Source organism: Lysobacter spongiicola DSM 21749 (assembly GCF_900167055.1).
Classification (GTDB): Bacteria; Pseudomonadota; Gammaproteobacteria; order Xanthomonadales; family Xanthomonadaceae; genus Novilysobacter; species Novilysobacter spongiicola.
On sequence record NZ_FUXP01000003.1, the window covers coordinates 1 to 14,474 of the forward strand.

16 protein-coding genes are annotated in these 14,474 nt (G+C 65.1%); 1 reads left to right on the forward strand and 15 read right to left on the reverse strand.

Annotated features, from left to right (window positions below; genetic code table 11):
- From B5D37_RS05690 to B5D37_RS05715, 6 genes are all read right to left on the reverse strand, one after another.
- A partial coding sequence (locus tag B5D37_RS05690; RefSeq protein WP_143814165.1) for a leucine zipper domain-containing protein occupies nucleotides 1-270 on the reverse strand: 270 nt, incomplete at its 3' end.
- Nucleotides 257-964, reverse strand: a complete 708-nt coding sequence (locus tag B5D37_RS05695) for a sulfotransferase family protein (protein WP_078757760.1) — start codon at nucleotides 962-964, stop codon at nucleotides 257-259. The genes B5D37_RS05690 and B5D37_RS05695, both read right to left, overlap by 14 nt.
- A gap of 52 nt (nucleotides 965-1,016) precedes the next feature.
- Nucleotides 1,017-2,402 carry a class I SAM-dependent methyltransferase gene (locus B5D37_RS05700; RefSeq protein ID WP_078757761.1) on the reverse strand — a complete coding sequence of 462 codons (1,386 nt, stop codon included), beginning with the start codon at nucleotides 2,400-2,402 and terminating at the stop codon, nucleotides 1,017-1,019.
- 18 nt (nucleotides 2,403-2,420) lie between these two features.
- The gene (locus B5D37_RS05705) at nucleotides 2,421-3,596 is read right to left on the reverse strand and encodes an ABC transporter ATP-binding protein (protein ID WP_078757762.1); all 1,176 of its coding nucleotides are present in this window, start codon (nucleotides 3,594-3,596) and stop codon (nucleotides 2,421-2,423) included.
- A 2-nt stretch (nucleotides 3,597-3,598) separates the two neighbouring features.
- Nucleotides 3,599-4,447 (reverse strand): ABC transporter permease, encoded by an 849-nt coding sequence (locus tag B5D37_RS05710; protein ID WP_159447342.1) that lies wholly within the window; start codon nucleotides 4,445-4,447, stop codon nucleotides 3,599-3,601.
- Nucleotides 4,444-5,622 (reverse strand): cystathionine gamma-synthase, encoded by a 1,179-nt coding sequence (locus tag B5D37_RS05715; RefSeq protein WP_078757764.1) that lies wholly within the window; start codon nucleotides 5,620-5,622, stop codon nucleotides 4,444-4,446. The genes B5D37_RS05710 and B5D37_RS05715 overlap by 4 nt, the downstream gene beginning before the upstream one ends.
- Nucleotides 5,623-5,970: 348 nt before the next feature.
- On the opposite strand from B5D37_RS05715, the gene B5D37_RS14635 reads away from it, so the two are divergent.
- Complete coding sequence (locus tag B5D37_RS14635; RefSeq protein WP_159447343.1) at nucleotides 5,971-6,924, forward strand: glycosyltransferase; 954 nt, start codon at nucleotides 5,971-5,973, stop codon at nucleotides 6,922-6,924.
- Here the strand turns inward: B5D37_RS14635 and B5D37_RS05730 are convergent.
- Genes B5D37_RS05730 through B5D37_RS05770 form a run of 9 tightly spaced genes read right to left on the reverse strand, consistent with a single transcriptional unit; the run spans nucleotide 6,903 to nucleotide 14,472 of the window.
- The gene (locus tag B5D37_RS05730; protein ID WP_159447344.1) at nucleotides 6,903-7,664 is read right to left on the reverse strand and encodes a sulfotransferase family protein; all 762 of its coding nucleotides are present in this window, start codon (nucleotides 7,662-7,664) and stop codon (nucleotides 6,903-6,905) included. The two genes, B5D37_RS14635 and B5D37_RS05730, sit on opposite strands and share 22 nt — an antisense overlap.
- Nucleotides 7,665-7,677: 13 nt before the next feature.
- Nucleotides 7,678-9,870 carry a type II secretion system protein GspD gene (locus tag B5D37_RS05735; RefSeq protein WP_159447345.1) on the reverse strand — a complete coding sequence of 731 codons (2,193 nt, stop codon included), beginning with the start codon at nucleotides 9,868-9,870 and terminating at the stop codon, nucleotides 7,678-7,680.
- Between the two features lie 19 nt (nucleotides 9,871-9,889).
- Nucleotides 9,890-10,381, reverse strand: coding sequence for a hypothetical protein (locus B5D37_RS14795; protein WP_078757769.1), 492 nt, complete (start codon nucleotides 10,379-10,381; stop codon nucleotides 9,890-9,892).
- Nucleotides 10,368-10,955 carry a hypothetical protein gene (locus tag B5D37_RS05745; RefSeq protein WP_143814168.1) on the reverse strand — a complete coding sequence of 196 codons (588 nt, stop codon included), beginning with the start codon at nucleotides 10,953-10,955 and terminating at the stop codon, nucleotides 10,368-10,370. Before B5D37_RS05745 ends, B5D37_RS14795 begins: the two co-directional genes overlap by 14 nt.
- Nucleotides 10,952-12,061, reverse strand: a complete 1,110-nt coding sequence (locus B5D37_RS05750) for a hypothetical protein (RefSeq protein WP_159447346.1) — start codon at nucleotides 12,059-12,061, stop codon at nucleotides 10,952-10,954. The genes B5D37_RS05745 and B5D37_RS05750 overlap by 4 nt, the downstream gene beginning before the upstream one ends.
- A complete protein-coding gene (locus tag B5D37_RS05755; RefSeq protein WP_159447347.1) occupies nucleotides 11,964-13,028 on the reverse strand; it encodes a type II secretion system minor pseudopilin in 1,065 nt (354 codons plus the stop codon). Before B5D37_RS05755 ends, B5D37_RS05750 begins: the two co-directional genes overlap by 98 nt.
- Before the next feature lie 8 nt (nucleotides 13,029-13,036).
- Nucleotides 13,037-13,630 (reverse strand): type II secretion system protein, encoded by a 594-nt coding sequence (locus B5D37_RS05760; protein ID WP_078757773.1) that lies wholly within the window; start codon nucleotides 13,628-13,630, stop codon nucleotides 13,037-13,039.
- A complete protein-coding gene (locus B5D37_RS05765) occupies nucleotides 13,631-14,071 on the reverse strand; it encodes a PulJ/GspJ family protein (protein ID WP_159447348.1) in 441 nt (146 codons plus the stop codon).
- Entirely contained in the window at nucleotides 14,068-14,472 is a 405-nt protein-coding gene (locus B5D37_RS05770) for a prepilin-type N-terminal cleavage/methylation domain-containing protein (protein ID WP_159447349.1), read from the reverse strand. The genes B5D37_RS05765 and B5D37_RS05770 overlap by 4 nt, the downstream gene beginning before the upstream one ends.
- Between the last annotated feature and the right edge of the window lie 2 nt (nucleotides 14,473-14,474).

Genomic DNA, 14,474 nt, shown 5'->3' on the forward strand with positions numbered 1-14,474 from the left:
CCGATAAGTCTGCCGGGCGCGACGCTGCTCCAGCACCTGATCCACGATCCGTGGCGCTGTCGCGTGGGGACAGTGCCGCGGTCTCGAGGATCGATCGGTTAACCCGCCCGAACCTTCTTCCTTGAACCGTTTCAGCCACTTGTACGCTGTTCGAACGCTCACGCCGGCGGCGTGTGCGGCTTCTTCCACGCGCAGGCCCTGAATCAAGATGCGGTCCACGAGCAGGGCTCGACCGCGAGGGCTAAGGCGGGCATGTTTATGCAGGTTCATCCGGGGCTCCTGGAGGGGTGGCTGATTCGCACCTCCAGTCTTCCGGGACCACCCCGGATGAACAACCTACTGAGAGATCACAGCTAGGGAGGCGGAGGCCGCTCACGCCGACCTGCTGCAGGAGATTGACCATCTCGCACGTCGCGGTATAGGGGTCGGTAACGAAGTCCCGGTGAAAGCTGGTGATGCAGGGCATTCCGCGCGAAGCGTGGATCGAGCTGCAGACATAGAGTTTCCACAGCGCCAGCCCCACCTCGATCGGCATGCCGTCGCGCCGCAGCAGGCTGGAAGCGACCTCTACCGGATGGCGGAAGACATGGATACCAACCGGACACTCCAATGCCTCGCGCCACATCGGTAACAGCAGGCACAGCCGCGGCTCCTTCAGCACCCAGGGACGGTGCCCGTCCATGTCCAAGACGAGTCGGGAAGCTGCACGCTTGAAGTGGTCTCTGTCCTCCAAGGGCACCCTGGCGAGCTCGAAATCGACAGCGCGGTTCCAGTCGCAGCCAGCCGCATGCAGCACACGGTCGTTGAGTGCGCGGACATCGCGGCGCTCCCAGAATCCTCTCGGATTTTCCTCGCTCGCTCCCGTGTTGGCGCCCTCGGGACCGAAGTAAGCCCCGGCGAGGTTGAGGAGACGCGTCTGCATCGACGTCCCCGATCGGTGCATCCCCAAGATGATCAACTGCATGACATATCCGTCCCTGCCGCTACCCGGGCCATGTCTCGCGGCGCGCTGGTGCTCACTGGCCGCGCACCCCGGCCATCTGCTCCAGCGAAGTGGAGAAACGCAATGGCACTTCGACGGCGTCCGCCCACACTGCCGACACCCGTACCTGCTGCAACAGCTCCAATACGGTCATCGCTGCAGGCAATTCAACCGTTGCGCGATAGCCGAAGCGTTCGTGCGCGAGGCCAAGCCGGCGTTGCACGTCACGCCTTGAAACCACCGACACTTCACCCCGGTATCGCTGTTCTCCCAGCCACAAATCTATTGCCGCAGGACCTGCCTGCTGGCGCCCGTCCACCGCCCATCCGGTCACCACTACACCTGGTCCACCAACCTCGATCGTATCCACGTAGCCGCGACCCGGCGGCCGGTCAACCGCGAGAGCGGTCCTGCCCGCCAAGGACTTGAAGTAAGACTCTGCAAGCCCGGTTAGGTGGTCTGGCGCCAGCGGAGCCAGACCTGCCCTCTCCCAGTGCAGTCGCACCGGCAGATAACCCGCATCCGCCAAGCACTTTTCAACCTCTGCGTGGCACCCCTCTGGTACGTAGGCGTCGAGTGCAAAGTCACCTCCACCGGCCGCATCCGCGAACACTTTGACCAGTGCCGCCCCTTGGCCGGCGTCAAATACCTTCCGGATCGACGCATCGATCCGGAAAGGGGAGAAGTCTTTTGCAAGTAGCCGATAGAGCGCGGAGGGCGCGGCCAACTGCTGGCGCGCCACCTGCAGGACCAGTTCATCCCCAGACACCCGGACGACCCCGGCCTCCTTGAACAATCCTGCAGCGATCGTGGTTTTCCCATAACCGGGTGGCTGCATCAGGAGGTAGGCAACCGGCCGGCGCCGCATGACGTGGATCACGTGCCTCTTCACCGGGTCGCCAGCCTGGTCGACGCTTGGGCCCATCCATTTCCATGCATAGGGTGCAAGCACTTCCTCGAGCATCTTCATCGAGGGAAACATCCGCTCGTCGTCACCCCGCTTGACCCGGCGCCACTCGCTCTTGGCGGAAGACACCAAGCCCATCTCAATCACCAGCACGCCGTCGTGCGTCAGCAGGTCCACCAGCCGCCGGATGAGATCCGGCTGATCTTCAGCGTAGTGAATGGCCGACGCCAGCAACACTACATCGAATGGACCGGTCGGCAGGGCATCCCATTCCCCAAGTACGAATTCGCATTCCGGATACCGGCGTTGCGCGCGATCGAGGAACAGGCGGGACTTGTCCAACCCGACCGCCCGGCGAGCGCCGGCATACTGCGCAAAGCCACAGAAAAATCCCTCGTTGCAACCGACGTCGAGGAAAATCCTGTCCTTCAGGTCCGGCAAGCGCAGCGCCCGGAGCTTGTCCAGCGTACGCGAATCGCCGACGGCGTCCGGGAAAGATTGGTACTGGGCCATGGAGGGAGCCGATCCTGTTCAGCCTTGGGCTTCTTTGGGGGGAGACACGGCGGCCGGGGAAAGTGCGGCAGCAACCGCTGCCGCCATGCGCAGTTGGGTTCCCGATGTGTCGGTTGTTGCGCCGCCCAGCACCCGCACCCCAATTCCGAGATCGGCGGGGGCGGAACAACCAGGCACCTTGACCAGTGCCAGGAAGCCGCACTGCTCGGTGCTCAGTCCGAAGTGCCGCATCACGTCCGGACGCGGGATCCGTTCAACTTCTTCTGCGACGTACCGAAAGCCGTTCCGCTCCAGTGCCAGGCCGCTGGGTACGGCGCCCTCGGTGTCGACCATCCAGCCCTTGACAAGGAAACGCCCGTCGCCAGCCGCCGTGATCTCTTCCACCGCACCGTAGACCTGCCCATGCACGGGCACCTCCGTTTCGCCGGGGGCGTCCGGCGTATTACGGGCCCGGGCCATCAGGTCGTGGTAGTGCTTGAGCGAGGTTGTGATGTCTCCAGCGTGCACAAGCCTCCCCCGCTCGAGTACGAGCGCTTTGTTGCAAATGTCGCGCAGCAGGCCGACGCTGTGGCTGGCGAGTACCACGATCTTGCTGCCGCCAACGCGGCTGCGCATGCGTTCTTTGGCCTTGGCCATGAAGTCGGCGTCGCCGGCGCCCACCCACTCGTCCATCAGGATGATGTCGTGTTGCACCGATGTTGAAATGGCAAACCCCAGGCGCATCTTCTGCCCGGAAGACAGCGTGCGCAGGCGGTGGTTGACCTTCTCCTGGAGACCGGAGAACTCGAGGATCGGCCCAATCTGCTCGCGCAGGAAGGATGACTTCAACCCCATCGCTATACCGCGCAGGTGGATATTCTCCCGCACCGTGGCTTCGGCGTTGAAGCCCAAGGACATGTTCAGCAGCGCCTGGCAGCTACCTTCCACTACCACGCTGCCGTGACTGGGCTGGTACACGCGGTTGAGTACCCGCAGCAGGGTTGATTTACCCGCGCCATTGCGGCCGAGGATGGCGACGCGGTCGCCTTCTTTGATCTCGAAGCTCAGGTCGTCGAGCAGCCGAGCCATCCGGCGCTTTGGTGGATCGAACGCAGCACCGAAGAACATGCCGCCCCAACCCGTCGACCCCCGCTCACGTTGCAGGAACACAGGGACGTCGAGTGAGAGGTGTTCGACCTTGATCATCGCACCCATGGTCAGATCCACAACGGCACGAAACGGGCATAGCGGCGATACACCAATGTCGCCAAGGCCAGCCCGGCGACCGTCATGATGCCCACGTACCAGAGCGACATCACTTCCACCGGATCACCCAGAATCGGCGCACGGAAGATTTCCACGAAGTGATAGAACGGGTTGAGGCGCATCAGCAGTGACCTGATGCTGCCGGCCGGCATCATCTCCGGATACCAGATGATAGGGGTCAGGAGAAACAGGAAGATCGACACGGTGTTGAGCAACTGCCCGAAATCCGGAAACCGCGCACCGGCCAGCGAGAACACGGCCGATATCCATAGTCCGTTGAGGTAGATCAGGCCTACAGCGGGCAGCGCCCACAACAGGCCGGTGAGGGATATACCGTCGGCGATCACCAGCGCAACAATCACCACCGGCAGGTACATGCAGAAATCGAAGAACGACTTTGCAAGGGATTGCAAGAGGAAGTCCGTCAACCGCATATGCCCGTCCATGATGAACGAGTGGCTGCCATTGAACACGGTCGCACTGCCTATGACCGCCGACATCAACGTGCGAAATACCATGGCGCCGAGCGCCACGTACGCATAGAAGGAATTGGAGCCACCGCCGGGCTGCATGCTCGCGAAGAACAGGCCCAGGCCGAAAACGTAGACGACGGAAGGTGCCAGCAGCCAGAGGATGCCGAAGCGGGACTTGCGTGCCCGCACGATGATGTCGAGCCAGCTCGACAACGCCCAAAACTCGGGGTTTCTAAAACTCTCCTTCAGCTCCCGCCAGAATGCGCCGGGCGCACCGCTTGAGCGGGCGCCCACGGGAATGGACGCGGATGAAAAACCCTCGCTCACGACAACGCGGCATCCAGGTCGGCGCGAAGGTCCTCGAGGTATTCCACGCCTACGCTCAGGCGCACCAGATTCTCTGCCACGCCGAGCTCTGCCCGCCGCTCCAGCGGCACGCTTGCGTGGGTCATGATGGCCGGGTGGTTCACGAGGCTTTCCACCCCGCCCAGGGACTCGGCCAGGGCGAACAGTCGGGTGCGCTCGCAGAACCGACGCGACGCATCGACACCACCCTTCACGAGGATGCTCACCATGCCGCCGAACCCGTCCATCTGGCGCGTGGCCAGAGCGTGCTGCGGGTGTGACTCCAATCCCGGATATATCACCTTGTCGACTGCCGGATGACCCTGCAGCCACTCGGCGAGCGCCTGCGCATTCTCGCAATGCGCCTTCATCCGCAGGTGCAGGGTTTTCAGGCCGCGCAACGCAAGAAAGCTGTCAAACGGCCCCTGCACGCCCCCGACCGAGTTCTGCAGGAAAGCCATCTGTTCGGCGAGCTCGTTGTCGTCGCCCACCACCACCATGCCGCCGACCATGTCGGAGTGGCCATTGAGGTACTTGGTCGCCGAATGCATGACGATGTGCGCGCCGTGCTCGATGGGGCGCTGGAGAATCGGGGAACTGAAGGTGTTGTCGACCACGACGATCAAGCCACGCTTGCGCGCAATTTTCGCGATCCTAGCGATGTCGACCAGCTTCAGCAACGGGTTGGTCGGGGTTTCGATCCAGACCATCTTCGTTTCAGGGCGAATTGCGGCTTCGAACGCCGCAGCGTCGTCGAGGTCGACCCAGCTGAAATCCAGGTTGGCGGTACGACGGCGGACACGCTCGAACAGGCGGTAGGTACCGCCATAAACGTCGTCCATGGCGATCACGTGGCTGCCGGCGTCCAGCAGCTCCAGGATGGTCGAGGTCGCGGCCATGCCCGAGGCGAAGGCGAAGCCGCGCGAGCCACCTTCCAGTTCCGCGACGCAGCGCTCGTAGGCGAAACGCGTCGGGTTGTGACTGCGCGTATATTCGAAACCCTGGTGTTCGCCGGGGCTCGACTGCACGTAGGTCGAGGTGGCGTAGATCGGGGTCATGACCGCGCCGGTGCTCGGGTCGGGGGACTGCCCGGCATGGATGGCGAGGGTGCCCAGGCCGTGCTTGCGGCCGGCATCGCCGGTGTTGGTATGGCTCATAGCGGATCTTCCGTAGGCACGGGCGAGGCGAACCGGGAATTCTAGCACCGGAGGCGGAGACGGCCTGAATGGTTGGGAAGCGTCGGTCCAGAAGATGGTGGAGCTGCCACTGTCTGCCCGTCCACTGCGATCTCCGGCTGCGTGGCTTGGTAACGTAACCGCGTCAGGTAAGCGGCAGCTCGCAGACGCAAAGTGAGATCAGCGGCAGTGAACCTGCTGCGACGGTTGTTCTTGGCAGCTGCGATGTGTTCACGTGCGGGCGTCGCCACAATGCCGGCGGCCGCTTATCCTAAGCTGCTTCGCTCAGGCAGCAGCCCCTGCCCCTCCCGTCGCAGGATCATCAGCCCCGTGAGCCATAGCCTGCTCTTCTATCGCGACTTCCAGCGCTACAGTGGTGGCCACGGCAAGGTCTGGGACTACTTCCGCCACGCCGGTTCCGCCCCCGGGTGGGAACCCCGGATTCACCAGACCGCGAGCAGCGTCCCAGCGCAGAACCCGTGGCGAGTTCATGATCTTCCCGTGCTCCAAAAATGGGAGCCCGCCGCGGCCGACGCCCTGTTCCTCGGCGGCGTTGACTGGGAAGCCTATCCGCACGATGACCACGTCCGCCCGGTTATCAACCTGGTGCAGCACGTCCGTCACGGGGATGCCAAGGACCCGCGCTATCGATTTCTGAAGCGACCAGCAGTGCGGATTTGTGTGAGTGAAGCAGTGGCCCACGCCATCGCGCCCGCGGAGCCCCTCGGCCCGGTGATAGTGATCGAGGCGGGGATATCCGTGCCGCCACCTCCGCGAAATACGGTCCGAACGGGCATCTTCATCGACGCCATCAAGCAACCTCAGCTGGGTGCGGCACTCGCCGCCCGATTACGCGATGCAGGGCGACACGTACATCTGAACAATTTGCGTATTCCCCCGGCTCGCTACCTCGAACTTCTCGCCGGATGCCGAATCGCGGTGGTCTTGCCCCGGCCGACCGAGGGGTTTTATCTGCCGGGACTGGAGGCAATGGCGCAAGGATGTGCGACCGTGGTGCCGGACTGCGTCGGAAACCGCGCATACCTCAAGCCCGAACAGAACGCGCTGGCCCCGCCGCTGGAACTGGAAGCGCTCATCCAGGCGGTGACGCGACTCGACGAACCTGGCCTTTGCCACAGGCTCGCAAGTGGAGGCATCGCGACTGCCGCAAGGTTTAGCCTCGAACGCGAGCGGGGAGCCTTTCACGACGTACTCCGGCAGCTTCCGGATCTTTGGCGCCTCGCGTTGGAAAAGTGCCCGGCTCATGGCCAGGTGATTCCGTAACGCTTCCTCGCGCACTCCAACTCGCGGCGCATCAGCCAGCACATCAGGCGCCAACGCGCCCCGCCCGGTTTCAATCTTGGATAGTCACCTTGAAACACGCGGTCGAATCGCGCTTCGGCGTTCTGCTCGACCCCCAGGAACCCATGCACGCTGCGCAGGGTCTCTTCCGGGTAGTCGGCCAACGCCCGGTTCTTGATGATCAGGACCTGGGCGGGCGGAAAATAGGCATGGATCATGTCCAGCTGGGCCGCATAGTCGCCACGGAGGCGATAACTGAACCTTCGCAATGGCGAGCCTGGAGACAGATCCAAGCGGCGTTCTCCGCGTAGCCTCCATCGCTCCAGCAATACCGCTGCCCAGAACGGCCAGCGATCCGTACCGCGAGCACGCTCCATCCTGTAGTGGGACACCGCCCGCTCTACCGGGTGTCGGAGGATCAGCACCCACTTCATCGCCGGGTTGTATCTCGCGATCCGTGCGATGAGCGTCGGATGCAGCATATAGATCGGGGTCGCGTCACCATACAAAGCTGCCGCTCTCCGGCCCTCCGGGAAATGCCGGGCGTATCGCCGGTCCAATTCCACCGCGTCCCACCGATCGTCGAAGCGCGGATCGTCGAAGACGTGCGCCTCCTTCACTGCCGGTAGCACCAGGTCAGGGTGGGCGGACAGGAATTCCGCCAACGCGGTCGTACCACCCTTCTGTACACCACCAATGACGAACCCCACCCGCGGGGACATGTCGCGGCTCCGCTCAGTGCTGGGTCTGCGGCGCGGGAGGAGCCTGCTCGACGCCGTCAAGCGGCACGCGACCATTCGGCATCTCGATATGCTGGAAGCCCTTGCCCAATGACTGGCTCAGCTCGCGTGCCTGTGCATCCGTCTCGACCACATAGGGCACGATCATCAGCACCAGCTCGGTCCGACTGGACCTGCGGGTACTGTTCCTGAACAGGTTTCCCAGTACCGGGATGTCCTTGAGGTAGGGCACCCCCCCATCCGAGTTGGTCGTCCGGTTCGACATCAGCCCCCCGATCAGGATGGAGCTGCCGTCACGCAGGCTCAGGCTGCTGCTGACCGCGCGGTTGAAGATCGATGGGGACTGGACGGTGGAGTCAGCCGACAACGGCAGGGCCTCGCTGACCTCCTGCCTGATCGTCAGGTCGATGCGGTCGTCCGAATACACGATCGGCTTGATGTTGAGGATGATGCCCGTCTTCCGGTACTGGACCGACTGCAGGATGTTGGAGGTACCGTCGGTCTGTTGGTCCGATGCGGTCTGTGCTGAAATTGTCGGCACTTCGGTACCCACGTCGATGCTGGCCTCTTCCCCGCTCTTCACCATCAGGCGGGGCGACGACAGGATGGTGACCCGGCTGTCGTCGGCGAACGCGCGCAGGCGGGCCCGGGCCTGTCCGGCAATATCCAGCAGGTAGGTCAGACCACCGAATGACTCGGCATCGGAGTCCCCGAGAATTCCGGATGTGACCGTGCCATTGAAGCGGCCAATGTCGTTCTTGGCCAGCCAGCTGACGCCGAACTCTTCGTTGTCCTCCAGACTCACCTCGGCAATGGTGACTTCGATCATCACCTGGCGTGCCGCCCTGTCCATCTGCCGGATCAGGGGCAGCAGCCGGCCCCACGCTGCTGCTTCGCCCTGGAATATCAACGCATTGCGAGGCTCATCCAGGACCAGCTGGCCGTCGGCAAGCGATCCTGTCGCGGCACCACCTGACGCGGCAGGAGTGGCAGGCGCCGCCGCGCCGCGGCCGTCCGCCGAATTGGCCTCCCCAGAGGAAAGCGCATCGCGGGTCGGCTCCAACGCCCGCGCGGCAGCCGTGCGAACACCATTCAAAGTGGCGACGATGTCCTGCGCCTGGGTGTTCTTCACCATGTAGTAGAACAGGCTCTGGCTTCCGGAGGCGGGATTCGGCCGATCAATGGTATGTGCCCACTGCACCGCGTGGTCGAGCAGTTCGGCGTCACCGGCAAAAAGAAGCACGGTATTGGAAGCCACCACCGGCAGCACCAGTACCGAGGTGGCCTGGACTACCCCCTGCCCCGAATGCAACGACGCCCCGTAACCTTCCGCGACAAGCACGTCCACCAGCCGCCGCCCCAGCTCGTCGGCCGCCACGAACGCCGGCTCGAGGCGAGTGCTCACTCGCCCGCGCATGTACGGACGATCAAGCACGCGAATGGCCGCAACTGCCTGCTGCACGATGTCCGGCTTACCGTACAGGACGATGGCATTGCGGTTGAGGTCGTCCTGGATGCGCAGGCCGTCCGAATCGAACGCGGTCTTCAGCCACTGGCTCACGTCACCTGTGCGCACGGCCTGCAGCTCCACCAGCTGGAATATCGGCCGGTGGGTGATCGGCACCTGCGGCAGCGTCCTTCCGCTGAGGACCAGCGGAGGCTCGAAATCTCCGCCTTTCGCTGCTGGAGTGAACATCACCCGTCCGCCTTCGTACCGCGTGCGGATGCCGTACGTCTTCAGGACCTGTACCGCCAGCTGGTAGAACTCCTCCGGCGGCAGCGGGCCGGGAGTCCTCAGCGTGACGAGGTCGTTGAGCTTGGCAACCGCCGGGTCCATCTGAAAGCCGACACCCAGGATGGAGCCGAAAAACTCGTTGATGAAAGCCGGTACCGGCACGCCCTCGATGTTGGCGGCAATCGGCTCGCCGCGAACCGGAGGCATGTCTTCAGTGACCCTCAACCCCGACACGGCCGATCCGCTCTGGGACAGGGAGGGTGTTGCGGTGCGCACAAGCGAATCCGGTCGATCCACGCCTTCACCGGCTACCAGCGCCTGGTCTGGCGGTGAAGGCACCTGCTGCTCTGGGCGGGGCACCGGCTCGGGCAAGCTCACCTTCACCGGCCGCGCGCACCCGTTGAGGTGGCCCAGCAGAACGACTGCGAAGGCGAGCAGGAGGAACCTTTTCATACGATGAAACTTGCCCCTTTCACGGTTTGGATGCGCATGGATCCCCTCCAACGGGCTGGGCCGGCGCATACAGGATGCGCGACTGCAGGCAGCCGTCCCGCTGGTACTCGACCGCGTCGGCAGAGATGCCGACGATTTCGCCCCCGCCCGGCAGCGAATCCCCCACGTGGAGCGAAACCGTCTTTGGATCGCCAGTGGCGAGCACCAGGGCCGTCGGAACAGGATCGGCAATGATACCCGTAAGACGCCACTCCACGCGCTTGCTGCCCGGCCCGCCGTTCATGGAGCCGTTGCCCCCCCAGAACCGGGCATTGCGCAACTTCGAAAAACCGCTTTCGTCCGCGCGGACCAGGACATCCGGATCAGGGAGCTGCCAGGCCGGGCCCGCGATGTCCTCGGCAGTCGCCCGGGGGACCGGCCGCAGCAGGCCGAATGCGAGGCCAAGCACCGCCCCGCCTACAAGGCCCGCCAACCAGGGCCGCCTGACCACCAGCCAGTCAGGCACCCGCATCGGCGACACCCTCCTGCACCTGGAAGTAGGCCACCACCGTGAGCGAGAACGTCTCGTTCTGGCGATTCATGATCAGGGATTCCTCGATGACCGCAAGGCTGCCATAGCTTTCGACCTGTCGGATCAGCTCCATCACCTTGGGTGCCTGTAGCCCCCCGCTGATCACCACCGGCACCCGGAACAGCCCGGGATGGCCCTCCACCTCCTGGGCCGCCTGCGCCTGGACCTGCAATTCGGCACCGCTGGCCGCGACCAGGTCACGCGCCCAGGTCTGGACGGTGGCCTGCGCGATGCCGATCGTGTCCGCCAACGGGATTTCCGCTTCCAGTGCCGCCCGAATGCGCGCGGCAGCTTCAGCGCGTTCCAGCCACTCGTCCTGGCCTACCAGGGACTGCATCTTGACCAGGTACGCGTGGCGGTCCAGATACTCTTCGGCCAAGGCGTCACGCCAGTCCCGCAGCACCAGGAACACCCAGACCCCTATCACGAGTGCGATAACCCCCACGCCCCACCGCAGCCTGGCATTCCGGCTCCACTCGTCCCGCGCCGATGACCAGGCGGTGGCCGCGCTCATTGCGGAGCCTCCGGCACGTGCCGCAACACCGTCGCCCGCATGCCAACCTCGTTGCCGCCACGCCCCAGCTCTGCCGTGACAGCCTGGAAACGGCCCGACCCTTCCCATGCTTCCACGAGTGCACGGGGATCCGGCGACGGCATGCGCAGGTCGACCTCCAGCGTCTGCCGGTCCGGCATTCGCCACTCCAGCAACTGCCAGTCCCGGCCTGGCGTCAGCTCGGCAACAACCGCCAGCAATTGCAACTGGCTCGCCGGCGGCCTCAGCGCCACCAAGGCATCGATGCGCGCCGCATCCCGTTCAGCAGCTTCGCGAGCGGCAATGATCCTCTGCAGGCTTTCGTCCTGCGAAGCGATCTCCCGTTCCAGCGCGGCCCCGGACAACAGCAGTCGGATTCCGCCGCCAAGGGGCATCATCAGTACCGCCGCGGCCAGCCCGATCGCCGCAGCCACCAGCAGCGGCTTGTTCCGCGCCGCCACTTCGCCCCAGGCGGCATTGCCGCCCAGGCGGGTCCACGGGCGTTGGGCGACATCCGCCGACTGGACCGGCGGCACCATGTCGCCGCCGGGGGCTCCGGCGCCCCTCATGAACAGCCGCCAGTCTTCCGGCGTCGGCAGTTCAGGCCACCACTGGCTCGCCTCAAGCACACCGTTCTTCCAGACCCGGCCCTCGTAGCCCTCCGACATGCCGACCACTCCAGCACCTTCGGCCGCCGGTGCACCACGGAATATCGCTTCAGGCAGCATCCGGTCGGGAGCGGCTTCGCCATCGGTGTCCAGCGCGAGTACACCGCTGGGTGACCATGCCCATGCCATCGCACGCGCGCCCACCCATTCAACGTGGTGCTCGGTGTCCGGAAAAGGCGACCAGCGCGACAGGGCAGTGGCTACGAACCCTCCACGCTTGCGGGCCGGAATGGCCGAAGCATCGAAGGTGGTGTAGGCGCAAAGAGCTCGTGACAGCAACCAGACCCTGGACCGGCCGCCGGACTCCAGCAATTCCAGCGAATCACTCCTGCGCAGGTATCGCGTCGGCGAGAACCGCCGCGCCAGGCGCGAGCGGTACGGTTCCAGCGCCCGCCTCGTTTTTTGCCACTGTGAATTCATAATCCTCGCGCCACGGCTTTCCCCCCTCGTCACGTGGCGTCAGGGTCCAGTGCAGGACCCGCATCGTGCCGCTTTCGGGTGCCCACAGCTCCAGCGTCCCAGAGTCGGAAGGATACAGTGCCAACGCATCCTCTGAACCGGGAACGCCCCCCACGAACTGGAAGAACGTCGGCAGGTAGGTGAAGGGCTGGACCTGCCGCGCCTCCACCACACGCCGGGCTGCATTCGCATCCATGCCTGGCAGCGCGGCCAGCACGGCTTCAGGAGCGGTGTTCACATTGACTTGCGCCGAGCGCCGCGTTGTCAGCGCATTCAGCAGCAGGCCGTCCTCCACCTGCCCTAGCGCTTCGTCCCAGCCAACGACCCGCCGCAGTTCGAGAGGCGTGGCCAGCGTCCGGTTGGTCGGCGGCGGCAGGCCGCGTGACAGGTAGCCCTCCCGCTCCAGGCTGTTCAGGCGGTACAGGTCATCGGGATCCTGGTAGTCCAGCAGGCGGTTCAACAGGGTCGGCGCCGGCAGCCGCGCGAACCCGTGCAGCTCCAGAAACCGCTCCAGGACATCGCGCGGCGCCCAGTTCACGGCCAGCCGGCCCCGGTCATCGCGCATAGCGAACACCACGTCGCCAAGCCCACGATAGCCGCGGCCATCCAACGCGATCTCGTTGCCGACCGGCATGTTGGACAGCACGTCCTCCCCTCGGCTCTGGGCCATGCGCTCGTCTTCGCTGAGTGCGATCCTGTCGTCGACCGTGAGGCCGCCGAACGTCATGCGTTGGGTATTCAGCAGGTACATCACCGTGGCCTGCGTGCTGGCCATGTCCAGCTGGACCTGCAGGTCCCGCTGGCGCTCCAGTTGCTCCTCGCGCAGGCGGGCCGACGTGGCGGCGACCGTACCGGCGAGGATCGACAGGATCACCAGCATCGCCAGCACCATGACCAACACGAAACCGCCGGCGGGGGCCCTGCGCATGGCAGCCATCAGTCGACCTCGCTTTCGAACGGCACCATGCGCGGCTCACGGCTGTGCCGTACCGATCCCAACAGCAGGCGGCCGGTGTCGGAATCGTTCCGGTCCCAGACCAGGCCCACTGCCGCGGGAAGCGCTTCCTGCAGGCCCTGGGCGGGCGGCCACCCCGCGTGCGTGGCACCATTCCCATCGAGGAATACGAAGCCTGGCGCCGGGGCATCACGCATTTCCAACCTCCAGCGCTCCTCGCCCGCCTCGCTGTAGACGATCCAGCTCGCGTCCGCCTCCTGCTCGAGCGACCACCCGATGGCCACCGGCGCCCCGGGCGAGGCATGCAGGGGATTGAGCGTCTGTGCCGAGAACGATGCGGTTGCGCCCTGCAGCGGCTCGCCGTCCAGCGGGTACAGGCCCTCCACCGACTCCCGGAACCAGGCCTGCATCAGCGCGCTGCGGTCCAGCCGCCCCGCCTGGGCCGCCGTGCGCTCCTTGGCGACCCGGTAGCTGCCCAGCATCTGGAACATCAGGGTCACCGCAAAGGAGACCAGCACCAGCATCACCAGGGTTTCCATCAGCGTGAAGCCGGGTTGATGTGCGCGCTTCGCCATTCAGTCTTCCTCCAGCGCGCCTACCTGTCTGTGGCCCAGCTGGCGCACAGAGAATTCGCCGACCTCGGCGCCACCCTCCAGCACGCGTACCTGCATTTCGAACAGCCCGACCTCAAAGATAGTCGGCAGGCCCACCTGCGACACCGCACGCCGCACCGGCTCCACCTCCTGCGACTCCCACTCGAATACATGGCTGCCGACGGCCATGCGGCCGCGTGGCTCCTCCAGCGGGTTGACCAGACGGATGGCCTGCAGCCCCGAGCGCACCGAAGCGTCACGTCGTTGCAGGACATCCACCCGCTCCAGCGTCTTGAGGTTGCTGCCAAGCCAGCCATAGAGCGCCAACGCGCCCATGCTGAAAATCACCAGCGCGATGATCGCCTCCAGCAACGTGAACCCGGTGGCTGCTGCACGGCCGCACGCCGATCCGCGGCGCGTCACCCCGCCTCTCCCGCGGCTATCTCGCAGAAGGGCGCAAGCACCTCCAGCTCCACGGAAGACCCGTCTCGCAGCAACTGCAGCATGCCGCCTTCGCAGGCGCCATTGGCCCGCACACGCCAGGGCTGCGGGACCACCAGCTCCCATCCCTCCGGCACTGAAAGTTCGGCGCGATCGGCCGCGTCCGGGTCATCGGTCACCAGCAGCGGACGCCCCGCCGAACGTGCGTCGGCCGGCCAACCCCGGACCTGCTCGACCACCGCATCCACCGCCGCCTGGCGCCGCCACGCGTCGATACTGCCGCTGACGGCGGGTGCGGCCAAAGCGGTCGCCACCCCGAGGATCGAGAGCACCACCAGCAGCTCCAGCAGGGTGAAGCCCCGGGCAGCCCGCAGGCGCTGCACCG